Source organism: Sphingomonas sp. PAMC 26605, from assembly GCF_000241485.1.
In the GTDB taxonomy this organism is placed as follows: domain Bacteria; phylum Pseudomonadota; class Alphaproteobacteria; order Sphingomonadales; family Sphingomonadaceae; genus Sphingomonas.
The window spans coordinates 106,604-122,653 of the sequence record NZ_JH584241.1 but is presented as its reverse complement, the minus strand read 5'-3'; the positions used below and the strand labels follow the sequence as shown (position 1 = coordinate 122,653).

The following is a 16,050-nucleotide window of genomic DNA, read 5'->3' as shown; positions in this document are numbered from 1 at the left end:
CGATGCCGACCTACGCGGTCGTTCGCGCGCCCGGATCAAGCGATATAGGTCACGGGAATCTGGGTACGCGGCGACCGCATCTCGAAGAATACGATCACGAGCGGCGACGCCCGCGCCGATAGGATCGCATGCCGCGACATCATCGGTGCGTCAGGTCGACGTAAGCGGCGCAAGGCTCTCGAGCACCGTGGGAATCAGTTCGGAAACCGTCGGATGGATCGGCACCGCCCAGCGCAGCACATCGAGCGGCTGATCGGCGTTCATCATGTCGAGGATGCCGTGGATCGCCTCGTCGCCGCCCGTGCCGAGGATCGCTGCGCCGAGGATGCGCTGGGTCTGCGCATCGGCGACGATCTTGATCATCCCCTTGGTCTCGCCCTTCTCGACCGCGCGGCCGACGCGCGTCATCGGGCGCGTCGCGACGAGGATCGACCGGCCCGCGGCGACCGCCTGTGACTGCGTCATCCCGACGCGGCCGAGTGGCGGATCGATATAGAGCGCATAGCCCGGGATTCGCGCGCTGACCTTGCGGTGTGCGCCGTCGAGCAGATTGGCGGCGACGATCTCGAAATCGTTATAGGCGGTATGCGTGAAGGCGCCGCGCCCGTTGCAATCGCCGAGCGCCCAGATGCCGGGAACATTGCTCTGCAACCCGTCATCGACCGTGACATAGCCGTGCGCGTCGGTCTTCACCCCCGCCGCATCGAGCCCGAGATCGTCGGTGTTGGGTCGCCGTCCGACCGCGAGCAGGACGTGACTGCCGACCACCACCGGATCGCCATCCTGGCAATCGACCGACACCGCCACGCCCGCCTCGTGCGGCGCAAAGCCGATGCAATTCGCGCCCGCGCGTATCACGATGCCTTCGTCCTCGAGGATCTGGCGAACCGCGTCGGAGATTTCGGGATCCTCGCGCGCGACCAGCCGGTCGCCGCGCTCGACCACCGTGACCGCGGCGCCGAAGCGGCGGTACATCTGCGCGAATTCGAGCCCGATATAGCTGCCGCCGACCACGACCAGATGCGCGGGAACCTCCGCCAGCGCGACCATGTCGGTATTGTCGAGATGCGGCACGTCGGCGACGCCCGGCATGTCGGGCACGGTCGCGCGACCGCCGACGTTGAGGAAGATCCGCGGCGCTTCCAGCGTATCGCCATCGACATCGACGGTCGTCGGCGAGGTCAGCCGCGCATGGCCGCGCAGGAAGGTCAGCCGCTCCATCGTAGCGAGCCAGCGCTCGTTGCTCGTCCGCGCATCGAGCGTCACCTTGTGCGCCCGCGCCGCGACCGCGGGCATGTCGATCGTCACCGGCCCCGTCCGCACGCCGAAATCGGCGGCCCGGCGCGCGAGATGCGCGGTATAAGCGCTGGCGACGAGCGTCTTGGTCGGCATGCAGCCGGTATTGACGCAGGTCCCGCCGACCAGCTTGCGCTCGATCAGCGCGACGGTCATGCCCGCGGCGGTGAGCCGCCCGGCGAGCGGCGGTCCGGCCTGGCCAGCGCCGATGATGATCGCATCGAAGCGGCGCGTCACAGCGCGACCACCACATACGCCGCCGCCGCGAGCGCGATCGCGTCCTCGATCACTGCAGCGGGCAGGTCGCGCCCGAACGCCACAGCCAGACGCGTTCGCAGCGCCGCACCCCCCAACGTGCCGACCACGGCGCCCGCGACGCCGAGCGCCAGCCCGAGCAGCGGCTTGCCCGCCCCGATCCCGATCGCCGCGCCCGACACACCGCCGCTTACCAGCCGCGCGCCGAACGGCCCCGCCTGCTTGCGGCTCGGCGTCGTCGGCAGCACGTCGCCGACCAATTCACCGAGCGCGAGCAGCGACACGATCCACGGCGTGAACCGCCAGCCGAAAAACGCCAGCCAGCTTCCGTCGAGCGCGAGCCCGCGAGCGGCGGCCGCCCAGGCGATCGCGGCAGGCGCGAGCATCGTGCGCGACCCCGCGACGATACCGATGAGCAACGCGAGCAGGATCATGGAGCAAGTCCTTCGGAAGCGAGCGCCCGTCCTCCCATGCGCGCCCGGCGCGGTCAAACGAGTCGTGCAAGCGATCGGATAGTGCAGGCGAAGGACCGCGCGTCAGCTTTCCTCGATACGCCGTTCGCCTTCGGGCAGCAGCGAAAGCTCGCGCCAGTCGACCTCCTCCTGCAATCGGTAATAGCTGTCGTCCCCAAGCGCATCCTCGGCGCGCAACGCCTCGAGCCGCTCGCGTTCGGCCGCGATGCCCTTGAGCCCGATCTTGCGATAGCGCTTCTCGCCCGCGGTACCGAGCAGCGCATAGGCATAGCGAAAGTGCTCGGTCTCGCGCCCATCCGACCCGTCGAGCGCCGCAGCGCCGGCGTGCGCTAGGTCGCGCCGCGCCTCGGCGAGTTCCTGGTCGGGATCATCGACCGCGTCGAGCCCCAGCCAATGGATCAGTGGCGCGAGCGTCATGCCCTGCACGATCAGCGTGACGAGCACGACCGCGAACGCGGTTAGCACGACGGTGTCGCGCTGCGGGAAAGTGCTCGGCAAGGCAAAGGCGGTCGCCAGCGTGATCAACCCGCGCATCCCGCACCACGAGACGAAGACGCCTTGCGCCAGCGATGGCGGCGGCAAATCGCCGCGCAGCGCGACGAAGCGCTTGGCGAGGAGGTTCCACCCCATGACGAGCACGATGCGCGCGACGATGACCGCGAGCACCACCACGCCCGCGACCGCGAGCGAATCCCACAGATGCACCCGCGTCATGCGCCCGACGATCAGCCGCGCCTGCATGCCCATCAACAGGAAGGCGAGCACGTTGAACAGGAACACGACGGTCGCCCACACCGCGAAGCTGTGGACTCGCATCCGCGGCGATCCGTCGCCGCCGTTGCGCGCGATCGTCATCGCGCAGCCGACGACGGCGAGCACCGGCGAGAGATGCAGATGCTCGGCGACGATCCACACCGCAAAGGCATTGATGAACTGCAGGATATTGCCGCCGAGCGTGCCCGCGACGAATTTGCCGAGCCACTGGAAGGCAAAGGCGCTGGCGATGCCGAGGACGATGCCGCCCGGCGCGGCGAAAGCGAGTTCCAGCGCGACCTTGGTGCCGAAGCCGCCATTGGCCTGTACCGCGAGCGCCGCGCCGAACAGCAGCAGCGCGGTCGCATCGTTGAACAGGCTCTCGCCCTTCAATACCGCGATCGTCCGCTTGGGAAGCGAAACCGTGCCGAGCACCGCGGTCGCCGCCGCGGCATCGGGCGGTGCGACGATCGCACCAAGCGCAACCGCCGCGGCGAGCGGCAGGCCGACGAACGCGACGCCGATCCACGCGACCACGCCGGTCGTGACGAGGATCGCGCCGACCGCGAGGATCGACAGCGGGCGCCACAAGCGCCTCGCGGCATGCAACGGGAAATCGAACGCCGCATCGAGCAGCACCGGCGCGATGAACAAGGCGAGCACGGTATTGGGGTCGATCGCGATCGTCGGCGCGCCGGGGACGAAGGCGACGATTACCCCGCCCATCGCGAGCATCGCGGGATAGGGCAGACCGAGCCGGCGCGAGGCCTGGAGCGAGACGATCGCCGCGAACAGCAACGCCAACAGGCTTTCGAAGAACGTCATGGCGCGATCGTATCAAGCGCGCGCGCGCCTGTCAGGCGCCACGGTGCCGCTCGCGCGGGCAGCGATCCTCGTGGATGCGCGCGCCTTATTGTACGAGCCCTGCCGCACGAAGCGCACGGTTGATGATCGTCTGCACCGAATTCGCCGGCACGTCGGACCGCGGCGTAGCTGCCTCGGGCCGATCCACCGGGTGCGGGACGGCGGTCCCCTCACTCAACCCCCAAGCAGTGGCGATCGCCTGCGTGCTTGAAAGCCCGACATCGAGCATATAGGGGCCCGCCTCGCCGAGCCCGTCAGGGCCCGACGGGTCGATCGGCACGCCGTGCCCCATCCCGGCGACGCTCCACTGCTCGACCGCGGCACGACCCGATGCATCGCGCCACAGGCGATGCTCCCAGGTCGCGCCGCGCCGCGTTTCGCTCGGCCTGGCCGCCAAGCCGTGCACAGCGCGCCACTGCGCCGCGAGCTGATCGGCATTGGCGGGAACGACCGTGGCGTCGGCCTCGCCCTGCCAGATCGACACCGCGGGTAAGCGGTGCGACACGCCGTCGGACGCGTCGCGCACCGTTTCCGCCGCTGCGGTGGCGCTCGCCGCGCCGTGCCCGCGCATGCGGTCGAGCGCCTGCGACACGCTGGTCGCGCCGCCATAGGCAAGCCCGCCGATGATCGCACCGGCGGCGAACAGATCGGGATAAGTGGCGAGCATCACCGCCGTCATCGCGCCGCCCGCCGACAGGCCGGTGACGAAGATGCGGCTGCGGTCGAGCGCGTGGCGCGCGACCATCGTCTCGACCATCTGCGCGATCGACTGCGCCTCGCCGCCCGCACGCGCGATGTCGGCACGGTCGAACCAATTGAAACACAGGTTCATATTGTTGGCGCGGCGCTGCTCGGGATAGAGCAAGGCAAAGCCATGGCGGTCCGCCAGCGTCGACCAGCCGCTGCCCTGATCATAGCCCGCGGCGTTTTGGGTGCAGCCGTGTAGCACGACTACCAGCGCAGCGTTTGCCGCGAGATTAGGCGGAACATAGGAATAAGCGCCGAGCGCGCCGGGATCGCTGCCGAAATCAGTCAGGGGAGCCAGTCTGCTCGACGTGTCCGGGAAGGGAGCCGAATAATTATACGCCGCCATCCGCGCGAGCGTGTCGGAGATGCGCCGCATGTCGGGCCTCGTCACTAACGCCTGGACTCGCCAGGCTGGCTCTTGAAGATAGCGTTTATGTTGCAGTGCACAATAAGAAGCTGCAGATTCTTTTGAGATGCCCCGCACGTCGCCATGCCAACCGGCATGGCGACGCACGGGCGCGATCTTACTTGCCGCGCAGCGTGTTGATCACGGCGAGACCCAGCACGCCGACCAGTGCAGCGGTCGCATACGGCCGCTCGCGCGCGAAGCTGCGCGCCTTGTCGACCAGCGGGCCGGGGTTCGACACGGCGTCCATCGCGGCACCGGCGACCTGCTTGGCATTGCCGACGACCTGATCGGCGACGCCCGAGCCCTGCAGCGACGTGTCGCCGGTCAGCTTGCCTGCAGCTTCCTTGATGCTGCCGCCGAGATCCTGACCTTCACCCTTGAGCGTCGTGCTGTTCATGATTTGCCTTTCGTTGGCGCTAAACCGGTCGTGGCGCGCTTGGCGGCATAACGACCGTTTCGGAAAGAAGGTCCCGTCCGCAGCGCTGCAATGCTGGAAAAGCTGTCCGCACTTCCCATTTCTATGGCTCGAGAATGGGATACGGACATGGCGAACGGTTGGGCGCAGGACGGCGCGGTACAGGATCAGATCGACGACACGGTGGCGGACGCGGTCGAGGCCGCGCGCGCGCGACTGCTGGGCGGCGAGGCGGCGCTCTATTGCGAGCAATGCGGCGAGGATATTCCCGAAGCGCGCCGTGCCGCGCTGCCCGGCGCGCGCACTTGTATCGCCTGCCAGTCCGACCGCGACGCGAAGATCCGCAGCGTCGGGATCAACCGGCGCGGCAGCAAGGACAGCCAGTTGCGCTAATAATCGCGCACCCGGGACCTTTCTCGCGCGCCATAGGTTGCGCGACACGAAGGGGATCCGGGTGGTGCGCGTAAAGCTGACAATGCGGGCGAAGGCGTGCCGCCGCGGGCTGCGCCAGTGGCGATGACGCACGTCGGCTCCTGCTCGTTGCTCTGCGGGCCAAGCTTCCTGACCGGTCCCGGCCCCAATGCCGCCGAAACCGCGACATTGTTCTGGATCGTCGGCGCGGCGATGCTGATCGTCGTCGTTCCCGTGTTGCTGCTGACACCGCTCATTGCCTGGCGGTATCGCTGGAATGGCGGCGCGGCCTACACGCCGCGCTGGGATTTCTCGCGCATCCTCGAATGCGTGGTGTGGGGCATTCCCGTGGCGATCGTGCTCTTTCTCGGCGTCGTGCTTTGGCACGCAACGCATCGGCTCGATCCCTACCGCCCGCTCGCCAGCACGCAGCCCCCGCTCGATGTTCAGGTCGTCGCGATGGATTGGAAGTGGGTATTTCTCTATCCGGAGCAGGGGATCGCGACGGTCAACGTGCTCGCCGTTCCGGTCGGCCGGCCGCTGCGGCTGCATCTGACCAGCACGACCGTGATGCAGTCGTTCCTGATCCCGCAGCTCGGCGGCCAGATCTACGCGATGGCGGGGATGACGACGCAGCTCAACCTGCTCGCGCCGCGCGGCGGCAGCTTCATCGGCGAGAACACGCAATATAATGGCGACGGCTTTGCCAGGCAGCATTTCCGCCTGCTCGCGCTGTCGAGCCCGGCGTTCGATCGACTGATCGCGCGCGCACAAGCCTCGCCTGACCGACTCGACGCCGCGCGCTATCGCCGCCTGACCAGGCCCGGCACGATCGACCAACCGCGGCTGTTATCAGGCCTACAACCCGGCATGTTCGACGCGATCGTGCGGCGTGGCGCAGCGACGAGCGGGGCGAACCGATGACCGCGTACTATTTCCTGCTCGGCCGCCTCTCGTTCGACGCCCTGCCCTTCTACAGCGCGCTCGCCACCGCCGCGGCGGCGATCGCGGTGGCGGGAGCGATCGCGGTGATCGGGCTGGTCACGTGGTTGGGCAAATGGCGCTATCTGTGGCGCGAATGGTTCACCAGCGTCGATCACAAGCGGATCGGCGTGCAATATTTCATCATCGCCTTCGTGATGCTCGCGCGTGCGCTGGTCGAGGCGATCCTGATGCGGCTGCAACAGGCCGATGCGGTCAACCAGCCGGGCTTCGTCGAGCCAGAGCATTTCGCGCAACTGTTCAGCACGCACGGGACGATCATGATCTTCTTCGTGGCGATGCCGCTGCTCACGGGCGTGATCAATTTCGCGATGCCGCTGCAGATCGGCGCGCGCGACGTGGCGTTTCCGCTGCTCAATTCGATCAGCCTCTGCCTGACCTGGGCGGGCGCGTGGCTGATGATGGCGGCGCTGGTGCTCGGGCGCTTCTCGACCGGCGGGTGGACCGGCTACCCGCCGTACACCGGGATAGCGTTCAGCCCCGGCGTCGGGCCCGATTATTGGATCTGGGCGGTGACGCTCGCCTCGATCGGGTCGCTGCTCACCGGCATCAATTTCGCAGTGACGCTCTACAAGGGCCGCGCGCCGGGCATGACGTGGTTCCACATGCCGCTGTTCTGCTGGACGGCGTTGTGCACCAGCATTCTGCTGATCTTCGCGATCCCGCCGCTGACCGTCGCGACCGGGCTGCTCGCGCTCGATCGCTATGCCGGGATGCATTTCTTCACCAACGAGGCGGGCGGCAATGTGATGAACTATGCCAACCTCTTCTGGCTGTTCGGCCATCCCGAGGTGTACATCCTGATCCTCCCCGCGTTCGGCGTCTATTCCGAGGTGATCGCGACCTTCTCGTCGAAGCGGCTGTTCGGCTATGTCTCGCTGGTCTGCGCGACGATGGCGATCGCGGTGCTCTCCTTCACCGTCTGGCTCCATCACTTCTTTACCATGGGCCAGAGCGCCGACGTCAACGCCGCGTTCGGCATCGCGACGATGCTGATCGGCATCCCGACCGGCGTGAAGGTCTATGACTGGATCTGGACGATGTTCCGCGGGCGAATCCGCTTCACCGTACCGATGCTCTATTCGCTCGCCTTCATCGTCACCTTCGTGATCGGCGGGATGACCGGGATCATACTGGCGATGCCGCCGCTCGATTATGTCACGCACAACACCGTCTTTCTCGTCGCGCATTTCCACAACATGCTGATCCCGGGGCTGCTGTTCGCGATGCTCGCGGCGTACCATTACTGGTTCCCCAAGGCGTTCGGCTATCGGCTGAACGAATTCTGGGGTCGGGTGTCGTGCGCGTGCTGGGTCGGCGGGTTCTATCTCGCCTTCATGCCGCTCTACGTGCTCGGGCTCGAGGCGATGCCGCGCCGCAGCCAGCAAGTGTCCGAGGCGGCGTATCAGCCGTGGCTGCTGATCGCAGCGTTCGGCGGGCTGGTGCTGTTCTGCGCGTTTGCCGCGCTGGCGATCCAGCTGTGGGTCAGCATCCGCGACCGCGACCAGAACCGCGTTGCGGTCGGCGACCCGTGGGATGCGCGCGGGCTCGAATGGGCGATCTCCGCGCCCCCGCCCGAATATAATTTCGCGGTGGTGCCCCAGGTCCACGGCCGCGACGCCTTCTGGCAGGCGAAGCAGGACGGCTTCGCCTACGCGCCGCCGGATTCTTATGAGGCGATCGAAATGCCGCGCAACAGCGCGGTCGGCCCGGTGATCGGCCTGGCCGGGGCGGGCTGCGCGTTCGGCCTGGTGTGGCATATCTGGTGGCTCGCATTGCTCGGCCTCGCGGTCGCGATCGGCGCGGTGATCGCGCGCAGCTTCGTGCGCGATACGCACCGCGTGATCTCGGCCGACGAGGTCGCGGCAACCGAAGCGCGCTGGCACGCTGCGATCGCCGCGGCCTTGCCGATCGAGCGCGATGAGGAAACGCAGTCGGTCAACCACGGCCTCGCCAAGGTGATGGCAGGATGAGCGACAGCAACCGCCACGCCGGGCTCAACCTCGGCGAAAGCCATGGTGAAGCCGACGACGCCGCCGACAGCGCGCTGTTCGGCTTCTGGATCTTCCTGATGAGCGACGCGGTGATCTTCGCGCTGCTCTTCGCGACCTATGGCGTGCTGCTCCCGGGCACCGCGGGCGCGCCCGGCCCGGGTCCGGCGAGCGGGTTTCATTTGTCGGGCACCTTGCTCGAAACGCTGATCCTGCTCGCGAGCAGCTTCACCTTCGGCATGGCCTCGCTCGTGATGAAGCACGAGATCGGCACGCGCTACCTTTACGCCTGGCTCGGGCTGACCGCGCTGCTGGGACTCGCCTTCCTCGCGCTCGAGGTGAAGGATTTCGCCGAAATGGCGTCGCTCGGCGCGGTACCGAGCCGCAGCGGCTTCCTCTCCGCGTTCTACTCGCTGGTACCGTTGCACGGGCTGCATGTTGCCGCCGGGCTGGTGTGGATCGGCGTGATGCTCGTTCAGATCCGGGTGTTCGGGTGCGATACGCCGGTCAAGCTCAACCTGCTCCGGCTCGGGTTGTTCTGGCACTTTCTCGATATCGTCTGGGTGGCGATCTTCTCGGTCGTCTATCTGCAGGGGCTGATCCGATGAAGGACGCCCGCGGCTTCCGGCGCGCGCTCGCCAGCTACAGCATCGGCTTGCTGCTCGCGCTCGCGCTGACCGGCGCGGCCTTCGCGTGCGTCGCGTGGCGGATTGCCCCGTCGCATACGCTGGGACTCGTCTTCGCGCTCGGGCTCGTCCAGATCCTCGTTCACTTCCGCTGCTTCCTGCACATCGATTTGCGCAAATCGGCGCGCGCGGACCTCCAGCTCATCCTGTTCTCGAGCTTGATCATCGCGCTCATGGTCGCGGGCACGCTCGTCATCCTGCTCAACCTGCGCGAGCGCATGATGTAGCGCGCGAAACGGTGTTTGCAGTCGCGCGCGAGATTTCCGATAGGGCCCCAGCGGCATCGCGACACAGGGGTAGATGATGATCAACGGCTTGAAGACGCTTGCCATCGGGCTCGCGCTGCTCGCGTCTGCCCCCGCCTCGGCGCAGCCGCGCCTGCGCACGATTCTCTTCATCGGGAACAGCTTCACGCAGGGCGCGCATTCGCCGGTACGCAACTGGCATGCCGGCACCGTCGTCGATCTCAACCGCGACGGCTATGGCGGGGTGCCCGCGCTGTTCAAGGAGTTCACCGAGGAAGCCGGGCTCAATTACGCGGTGAGCCTCGAGACGCAGGGCGGCCAGTCGCTCGCCTTCCATTATGACGAGCGCCGCGCACTGTTCGAGCGCGCCTGGGACGTCGTCGTGCTCCAAGAGTTCAGCACGCTCGACCACGACCGCCCCGGCGATGCGAGCGGCTATCTCCGCAGCGTACCGCGTCTCGCCACGCTGTTTCGCGGTTACAATCCGGCGGTGCAGATCGAATTGATGGCGACGTGGAGTCGCGCCGACGAAACCTATCGGCCCAAGGGGCACTGGTACGGCCGCCCGATTACGGCGATGGCGCTCGATCTGCGCGCCGCCGCCAACCGCGCACGCGCAGCGACGCGCGGGGCTACGGACGTGCTGCCCGTCGGCGAAGCGTGGAATCGCGCGATCCAGACCGGTCTTGCCGACGCCAACCCGTATGACGGCGTACCGTTCGGGAAGCTCGATCTGTGGAGCTACGACCAGTATCACGCGAGCGTCTACGGCTATTATCTCGAAGCGCTGGTCGTGTTCGGGCGCATAACCGGGGTCGATCCGCTTACGCTCGGCAAAGACGAAAGCGCGGCCGACGAACTCGGCCTGTCGCCCACCCAGGCGACCGCGCTACAGCGGGTCGCGCACGATCAGCTCGCCGCCGAGACCCGGCCGCGCCGGTGAAGCGGTTACGGCCGAATTTCGCCCTGATCCTCGCCGTTCCAATAATGCACCCGCTCGGCATGCACCTTGATCAGCACCAGGCCGGGCGTATCGACACCCTGTTCGAACCAGCGTTCGAGATCGGGATTCCAATGCTCGACGAACACCGCTTTGTCGCGGATGAGTTCGGCCTCGCCCGCGGCGGCGATGAACAGCGGCGGCTTGCCGAGCAGGCCCGAATTGCCGTGCAGCGTCAGCCCGACCTTCGGATTCACCGCGATTTCGGCGACGGTTTGCGTATCGTCTAGCGCGAAGAAGTAGCTGTCGCCGTCATAATCGACGTCGGCATTGTTGCTCATCGGTCGCGCGGCGAGGCCACCGTCGGGGGCGACCGTCGTCAGCATCGTGAAGTCGATCTTGCGCATCGCTGCGGCCAAATCTTCGAGTGTCATCGGCACCGGCCGCTCTCCTGCTGTTTCGAAACGACAATCGGTCGCAACGGCGAAGGTTCCGCCAGCGCCTCGAGCGAAACCGGCCAGGCGCCGGGCTCGAGCAACGGCCGGCGTGCTAGCATCTCGGCATCGAGCTCGCAGCGCGGCCCCTCGGCCGAGAATGTGATTTCGCGCGGATGCAACGCCCGCAGCCGTTCGCCGACGCCGCCGACGCCGCCCTCGCTGATCACGATATAAGCGAGCGCCGAATCATTGCAGCGCATCATGCCGTCGACCACCGTCCCGAGCGGCACGCCGTCGCGCCCGGTGAGCCGCGCCCCGGCAATCGCGCCGATCGAGAACAGGCTCGGCACGTGCGCGGCGTGGCTGCGCACGCTCGCGGCACGGCTGCCGTCTTCATACCGCGCCTGACGTCCGAGCCAGCGCCAGATGCCGACGAGGTTGACCAGCGTGAGAAACCCATTGGTCCAGAGCAGATTCTGCTGCCCGGTGGCGACCGCGACGGTCGACCAGGCGACCGACCCGATCGTGAAGACGATGAAGCCCCAGCCGGTCACGCGCGTGCCGAGGTTGGCCGCCGTCATCACCGCTGCGATCATCGTCGCCGCTGGCGCGATCCAACCTGCAATATCGCTTGCCGTCGCCATCCCTACACCTCTCGCCCACGCGACGCGGTAACGGATCAACCCGCGGATTGGCTCCGCGCACCCGACGCATGCGATGATGCTTGATCGACATCAAGTTTGAAGGCTATTTCAGCGTCTTGCGCGGTTTTGTGGGGAACGGGCGCGACACTTGCTGGTTTTACCCGGCAAGCGTTTCAACCGGAGAGTGCCCATGTCTATTCTCGACAAAGCCATTGCCGCCGTCACTCCGCCCGAAAGCGACGAAGCGCGCGCCGAAGCGCGTGCCAAGGCCGAGGCCGCGGCGACGCCGGGAAGCTGGCTCGCGCAGATTCTCGACCATCATCGTCAAATCGAGGCACAGTTCGCCGCCGTCAAGGCGGCGACCAGCGCCGACACCCGCCGCGCGGCCCAAAAGGATCTGGCGCTGATCCTGACGGGCCACGCCGTTGCCGAGGAAGCCGCGATCTATCCTGCGCTCGCCGCCGACAAGCAGGTCGGCCACGCCGAGCTCGCCTATCAGGAGCAGGCCGCGGCCAAGATGGAGATGGGGCTGCTTGAGCGGCTCGACCCGATGAGCGAGGATTATCTCGACAAGCTCGAACATATTCGCGGCGCCGTCGCGCACCATGTCTATTCGGAAGAAGGCACGTGGTTCCTCGAACTGAGCGAGGATATCGACGCGTCGGAACAGGCGCTGATCACCAAGCGCTATGCCGAGGAATTCGCGCGCTATACCGGCGAGACGGCGGCATGAGCGCTACCGACAGGACGGACGCGCCGGACGACGAGGCCGCAACCGGCGGCAGCTTGCCGCAGGAAAAGGTCGATGATCGTCCCGATATCGCCCCGGTCGAGCCCGAAGACTATCCCGAGGCGGATCGCGCGAAAGGCGCCTGACCGCTCACGGCGCGGCGAGGCGCAGGATCCGCGGGCGTTTCGCACGCGCGCGCACCGCGTCTTGCGCGTGCCACCAGATCGCGGCGACCCCGATCCGGAGGAGATACGGCACCCCGCCCTCGCATCGCGAACGGCGGTGGTGTCGGCGGGGCGAGCGCTCCCCTGCCCACCGCACCCGCCATCCTGACGGAACGCGCCGCCACCCCCCAGGCGCGGTGTCACCCGGTGCCACGCCGGCGAACGATCGGATCATGGCGTGGCGACATCGGAGGCAGTGGCTGAAGGCAAAGCGCTGGTTGCAGTGCTGCAAGAGCGCCGGGACGTGACCCAGCAGAAGACAGAGTAGCGCCATTGGCGACCTCCTTGTTGAGGTGATTCGTGCGGAGCAGCGTAGCCATCGTGACGAGGTCCGACGGTCCATGCGCGAGGACATGCCCAAGATCCCAGATTTCGAAACGCGCCCCGCTTGCCACCAGCAGCGCTGCAGCGCCGATTCCGCCACGCTCGCGCAAGACCGCGGGAAGCTGCAACATGCCATCGGGCGCGAGCGGGGCCTCCTCGACAAAGCCATAGAGGCGGCGCAGTCGGTGATGGTCTTGAAATCCGCCGGGCGACTTGGCGAAGCGCTCGGAGACTTCGAACTGACGCTGCATGACGTAGACACGGTCGAAGGCGACCAGACACTCCGAATCTTCATGCAGCCCGATCAGCAGATATTCGTCGATCGATCGCGCGCGCGACGTTTCGAAAAAGCGTCGCGGCAGCATCAGTTCGCCGCCGCTCGTAACCTCGCAGATCGCGCTCCCGATATACATCTCGTCCATCGCCTGCTCCTGTGACTGGTCGGCGAATGGTTAACGGCGTGCGACGCGGCAGCGAATATCGTAAGAGTACCGATCTGATTTCCCCATGGTTCGGAAAAAGCCGTGTCCGTACCGGGCCTTCCGCGCGGCGTTGCACCGGGCGGCCGCCGTCCCCCGGGAATCTACTAGGGACCGCCCCTTAGGTAGCATTCCGTCGGCGAATGGCCTGACCACTTGACGATCGACGCGCGAATGTGGTCAAACCGCCGCATGGTGCCGAAGAGCGCATTTGGAGGGGGATATATGAGCAAGGTCGATACGACGGCGAGCCTGTTGGCTTTGGCCACGGTGCTGATGGCGGCACAAACCGCCGCGGCGCAGACAACCAGTCCCGCGACGCCGGTCGATCCGCAAGCTTCCAGCGCGCCAGCCGGCGATACCGGCGACATTGTCGTCACCGCGCAGCGCCGGTCCGAAAATCTTCAGACGGTACCCGTCGCGATCACCGTCGTCAGCGGCGATTCGCTGCGCGCGCAGAACATCAACAGCACCGAGACGCTCGACCGGGTCGTCCCCTCGCTGACCTTCAAGCGCGGCACCGCCAACGTCAATTCGACGATCGCGATCCGCGGGCTCGGCACGCAATCGTTCGCGTCCGGCGCCGAGCCGAGCGTTTCGACGATCATCGACGGCGTGGTCTATGGCCGCTCGGGCATGGCGACGCAGGAATTCGCCGATCTCGACCGGATCGAAGTGCTGCGCGGGCCGCAGGGCACGCTGTTCGGCAAGAATGCGAGCGCCGGCGCGCTCAACATCGTCACGCGCGCGCCGACCAAGGCGCTGCAGGCCGAAGCCTCCGCCGCCTATTACGACCGCGCCGAATATCGCGCGAGCGCGACCGTTTCAGGCCCGCTGAGCGATACCGTCGGCGCATTGCTCAGCGGCTACTATGGAAATTACGACGGCAACGCCCGCAATGTATTCAACAACACCTGGGTCAACGGCTATGAAAAATTCGGGATCAAGGGCAAGCTCAGGGGTGAGTTTGGCGATCTGACCGTCGGCATCGCCGCCGATTACAGCCACGAAAAAGACGATTGCTGCGGCGACATCCTGGGAACGTTCGTCAATCCGACGGGGCAGTTCAGCAACATCTTCCTGCCCCGGCAGGCACCGGTGGTTCCGCGCTACGGCAATCGCCGCCTGAACAACAATTTCACGCCGGGCACGACCGACACCAACACCGGCGTCTCGGCCACGCTCGACTACAAGCTCGGCGACTATACGCTGACCTCGATCACGGCGTACCGCAATTGGAAGAACCGCCAGCTCCGCGACGGCGACTTCGGGTCGCAATCGGGGCAATATGTCGCGGTCGCCACCGCCGCCGTGCCCGCCACGGCGACGACTCCGGCGATCGCCGCTGTCCCCGGCGCCACGCAGAACATCGACCAGCGCGACGACGGCCGCTTGAACTTCAAGCAGTACAGCCAGGAAATCCGCATCGCTTCGCCGAGCGGTCGGCGCTTCGAATATGTCGCCGGCGCCTTCTTCTGGTGGACCGACGAGGACGACACCTTCACGCGCTCGGACGGCTTCTGCTCGGCCTCGACGCTGCCGGTCGATGCGACCGGCTACCGGCCGTGCAGCACGACGCCCGGCGTCAGCAGCTTCGTGAGCTCGAACGGTCCGGCTGCGTGGAACACCAAGTTCCGCAGCCAGGCGGGCTTCGCCCAGGCGACCTGGGAAGTGGTCGATCACCTCAAGCTGATTGGCGGGCTGCGCTATACGCATGACACCGTGTCCTATACTTTCGCGCGGACCGTGTCGGTTGCGGACGCGACGCTGCGCCCCGGTATCCAGGGCGCCTTCACCTCGGCGCAATCGACGAGCGCCAACGGTTGGTCGGGCAAGACCGGCCTGCAATATCAGGCAACCCCGGACCTGATGGCCTACGGAACCTATTCGCGCGGCTATAAGGGCCCCGCGCTCAACGTGTTCTATTCGATGACGGCGAACAACACCGCGCCGATCAGCCCCGAGACGAGCAATGCGTTCGAACTGGGCATCAAGTCGAAATTCTTCGACCGCCGCCTGACGCTCAACGCCGCGCTCTACAGCCAGTTGCTCGAGAACTTTCAGGCCAACAGCTTCATTACCCAGGGCGGCCAGACCTTCGTCACGCTGACCAACGCCGGGCGCGTGCGCTCGCGCGGGTTCGAGGCCGATTTCAGCGCTCGTCCGACCGATCATTTCACGCTGACCGGCGGCTATACCTATAACGAGGGCACGATCCGCGCGTTCGCGTGCGGCGCGCCGGGGCTGACACCGACGCAGCTTGCCACCTGCCTCGCGCACAACGGCAAGCCGCTGCCGTTCGCGCCGAAACACAAGTTCAACCTCGGGGCCGACTGGCGCTTGCCGTTCACCGACACCCTGCCGTTCGACGTGCGGCTCGGATCGCAGTTGAGCTATTCGAGTCGGATCAATTTCGATCTCGACCAGACCCCGCTGGCCCAGCAGGCGCCTTATGCGCTGCTCGATGCCAACATCACCTTTGCCAGCAAGGACGGCAAGGTCGAGCTCTCGCTCATCGGCAAGAACCTCACCGACAAATACTATGTCAGCTTCGTCACCCCCGCGGGGGATGGCGTGAGTTCCAACTCCTACCAGCGCTTGCAAGTGCCGCGCGACGCGGAACGCTATTTTGGCGTCCGCGGAACGGTGAAGTACTGAGCAGGGTCGATTGCCGGTAAGACGATGGGCGGCGCTTCCTAAAGGAGCGCCGCTTTTTGTCGTCGCC

Annotated in this window: 17 protein-coding genes; 9 read left to right on the top strand and 8 right to left on the bottom strand. The window is 66.6% G+C overall.

From position 1 onward, the window contains the following. Positions 1–150: 150 nt before the first annotated feature. The 5 genes from RH90_RS00565 to RH90_RS00545 form a co-directional block, all read right to left on the bottom strand. Positions 151–1,533, bottom strand: a complete 1,383-nt coding sequence (locus RH90_RS00565; RefSeq protein WP_010183225.1) for an FAD-containing oxidoreductase — start codon at positions 1,531–1,533, stop codon at positions 151–153. After that, positions 1,530–1,985, bottom strand: coding sequence for a membrane protein (locus RH90_RS00560; protein WP_010183224.1), 456 nt, complete (start codon positions 1,983–1,985; stop codon positions 1,530–1,532). Before RH90_RS00560 ends, RH90_RS00565 begins: the two co-directional genes overlap by 4 nt. Before the next feature lie 102 nt (positions 1,986–2,087). Next, the gene (locus RH90_RS00555; protein WP_010183223.1) at positions 2,088–3,602 is read right to left on the bottom strand and encodes a cation:proton antiporter; all 1,515 of its coding nucleotides are present in this window, start codon (positions 3,600–3,602) and stop codon (positions 2,088–2,090) included. Between the two features lie 85 nt (positions 3,603–3,687). Further along, positions 3,688–4,764, bottom strand: coding sequence for an extracellular catalytic domain type 1 short-chain-length polyhydroxyalkanoate depolymerase (locus RH90_RS00550; protein ID WP_010183222.1), 1,077 nt, complete (start codon positions 4,762–4,764; stop codon positions 3,688–3,690). Positions 4,765–4,912: 148 nt separating this feature from the next. Further along, positions 4,913–5,194 (bottom strand): CsbD family protein, encoded by a 282-nt coding sequence (locus tag RH90_RS00545; protein WP_010183221.1) that lies wholly within the window; start codon positions 5,192–5,194, stop codon positions 4,913–4,915. A 147-nt stretch (positions 5,195–5,341) separates the two neighbouring features. Between RH90_RS00545 and RH90_RS00540 the strand changes: the two genes are divergently transcribed. The 6 genes from RH90_RS00540 to RH90_RS00515 all read left to right on the top strand — a co-directional run bounded on the left by RH90_RS00540 (position 5,342) and on the right by RH90_RS00515 (position 10,490). Continuing rightward, a complete protein-coding gene (locus RH90_RS00540) occupies positions 5,342–5,605 on the top strand; it encodes a DksA/TraR family C4-type zinc finger protein (RefSeq protein WP_010183220.1) in 264 nt (87 codons plus the stop codon). 123 nt (positions 5,606–5,728) lie between these two features. Continuing rightward, entirely contained in the window at positions 5,729–6,547 is an 819-nt protein-coding gene (locus RH90_RS00535; RefSeq protein ID WP_232280386.1) for a ubiquinol oxidase subunit II, read from the top strand. After that, positions 6,544–8,598 carry a cbb3-type cytochrome c oxidase subunit I gene (locus RH90_RS00530; protein ID WP_010183218.1) on the top strand — a complete coding sequence of 685 codons (2,055 nt, stop codon included), beginning with the start codon at positions 6,544–6,546 and terminating at the stop codon, positions 8,596–8,598. The genes RH90_RS00535 and RH90_RS00530 overlap by 4 nt, the downstream gene beginning before the upstream one ends. Continuing rightward, positions 8,595–9,224 (top strand): cytochrome c oxidase subunit 3, encoded by a 630-nt coding sequence (locus RH90_RS00525; protein WP_010183217.1) that lies wholly within the window; start codon positions 8,595–8,597, stop codon positions 9,222–9,224. The genes RH90_RS00530 and RH90_RS00525 overlap by 4 nt, the downstream gene beginning before the upstream one ends. Then, complete coding sequence (locus RH90_RS00520; RefSeq protein ID WP_010183215.1) at positions 9,221–9,529, top strand: cytochrome o ubiquinol oxidase subunit IV; 309 nt, start codon at positions 9,221–9,223, stop codon at positions 9,527–9,529. The genes RH90_RS00525 and RH90_RS00520 overlap by 4 nt, the downstream gene beginning before the upstream one ends. Positions 9,530–9,602: 73 nt before the next feature. Then, a complete protein-coding gene (locus RH90_RS00515) occupies positions 9,603–10,490 on the top strand; it encodes a DUF4886 domain-containing protein (RefSeq protein ID WP_010183214.1) in 888 nt (295 codons plus the stop codon). A 5-nt stretch (positions 10,491–10,495) separates the two neighbouring features. Here RH90_RS00515 and RH90_RS00510 read toward each other — a convergent pair whose 3' ends face one another. Next, positions 10,496–10,921 (bottom strand): pyridoxamine 5'-phosphate oxidase family protein, encoded by a 426-nt coding sequence (locus tag RH90_RS00510; RefSeq protein WP_037492583.1) that lies wholly within the window; start codon positions 10,919–10,921, stop codon positions 10,496–10,498. Next, positions 10,918–11,568 (bottom strand): hypothetical protein, encoded by a 651-nt coding sequence (locus RH90_RS00505; protein ID WP_010183211.1) that lies wholly within the window; start codon positions 11,566–11,568, stop codon positions 10,918–10,920. Before RH90_RS00505 ends, RH90_RS00510 begins: the two co-directional genes overlap by 4 nt. Before the next feature lie 190 nt (positions 11,569–11,758). Here RH90_RS00505 and RH90_RS00500 point away from each other — a divergent pair, with 190 nt between their 5' ends. Next, positions 11,759–12,301 (top strand): hemerythrin domain-containing protein, encoded by a 543-nt coding sequence (locus RH90_RS00500; protein ID WP_010183209.1) that lies wholly within the window; start codon positions 11,759–11,761, stop codon positions 12,299–12,301. After that, entirely contained in the window at positions 12,298–12,444 is a 147-nt protein-coding gene (locus RH90_RS23240; RefSeq protein ID WP_157134490.1) for a hypothetical protein, read from the top strand. The genes RH90_RS00500 and RH90_RS23240 overlap by 4 nt, the downstream gene beginning before the upstream one ends. A 218-nt stretch (positions 12,445–12,662) precedes the next feature. On the opposite strand, the gene RH90_RS00495 is transcribed toward RH90_RS23240, so the two are convergent. After that, positions 12,663–13,268 (bottom strand): division/cell wall cluster transcriptional repressor MraZ, encoded by a 606-nt coding sequence (locus RH90_RS00495; protein WP_010183208.1) that lies wholly within the window; start codon positions 13,266–13,268, stop codon positions 12,663–12,665. A 282-nt stretch (positions 13,269–13,550) separates the two neighbouring features. Between RH90_RS00495 and RH90_RS00490 the strand changes: the two genes are divergently transcribed. Beyond that, entirely contained in the window at positions 13,551–15,983 is a 2,433-nt protein-coding gene (locus tag RH90_RS00490; RefSeq protein ID WP_010183207.1) for a TonB-dependent receptor, read from the top strand. Positions 15,984–16,050 lie beyond the last annotated feature (67 nt).

Bases quoted from the DNA above. Each gene is read 5' to 3' on its own strand.
- RH90_RS00560 (WP_010183224.1), bottom strand. From the start codon at position 1,985: ATGATCCTGCTCGCGTTGCTCATCGGTATCGTCGCGGGGTCGCGCACG.
- RH90_RS00555 (WP_010183223.1), bottom strand. From the start codon at position 3,602: ATGACGTTCTTCGAAAGCCTGTTGGCGTTGCTGTTCGCGGCGATCGTC.
- RH90_RS00550 (WP_010183222.1), bottom strand. From the start codon at position 4,764: ATGCGGCGCATCTCCGACACGCTCGCGCGGATGGCGGCGTATAATTAT.
- RH90_RS00545 (WP_010183221.1), bottom strand. From the start codon at position 5,194: ATGAACAGCACGACGCTCAAGGGTGAAGGTCAGGATCTCGGCGGCAGC.
- RH90_RS00540 (WP_010183220.1), top strand. From the start codon at position 5,342: ATGGCGAACGGTTGGGCGCAGGACGGCGCGGTACAGGATCAGATCGAC.
- RH90_RS00535 (WP_232280386.1), top strand. From the start codon at position 5,729: ATGACGCACGTCGGCTCCTGCTCGTTGCTCTGCGGGCCAAGCTTCCTG.
- RH90_RS00530 (WP_010183218.1), top strand. From the start codon at position 6,544: ATGACCGCGTACTATTTCCTGCTCGGCCGCCTCTCGTTCGACGCCCTG.
- RH90_RS00525 (WP_010183217.1), top strand. From the start codon at position 8,595: ATGAGCGACAGCAACCGCCACGCCGGGCTCAACCTCGGCGAAAGCCAT.
- RH90_RS00520 (WP_010183215.1), top strand. From the start codon at position 9,221: ATGAAGGACGCCCGCGGCTTCCGGCGCGCGCTCGCCAGCTACAGCATC.
- RH90_RS00515 (WP_010183214.1), top strand. From the start codon at position 9,603: ATGATGATCAACGGCTTGAAGACGCTTGCCATCGGGCTCGCGCTGCTC.
- RH90_RS00510 (WP_037492583.1), bottom strand. From the start codon at position 10,921: ATGACACTCGAAGATTTGGCCGCAGCGATGCGCAAGATCGACTTCACG.
- RH90_RS00505 (WP_010183211.1), bottom strand. From the start codon at position 11,568: ATGGCGACGGCAAGCGATATTGCAGGTTGGATCGCGCCAGCGGCGACG.
- RH90_RS00500 (WP_010183209.1), top strand. From the start codon at position 11,759: ATGTCTATTCTCGACAAAGCCATTGCCGCCGTCACTCCGCCCGAAAGC.
- RH90_RS23240 (WP_157134490.1), top strand. From the start codon at position 12,298: ATGAGCGCTACCGACAGGACGGACGCGCCGGACGACGAGGCCGCAACC.
- RH90_RS00495 (WP_010183208.1), bottom strand. From the start codon at position 13,268: ATGGACGAGATGTATATCGGGAGCGCGATCTGCGAGGTTACGAGCGGC.
- RH90_RS00490 (WP_010183207.1), top strand. From the start codon at position 13,551: ATGAGCAAGGTCGATACGACGGCGAGCCTGTTGGCTTTGGCCACGGTG.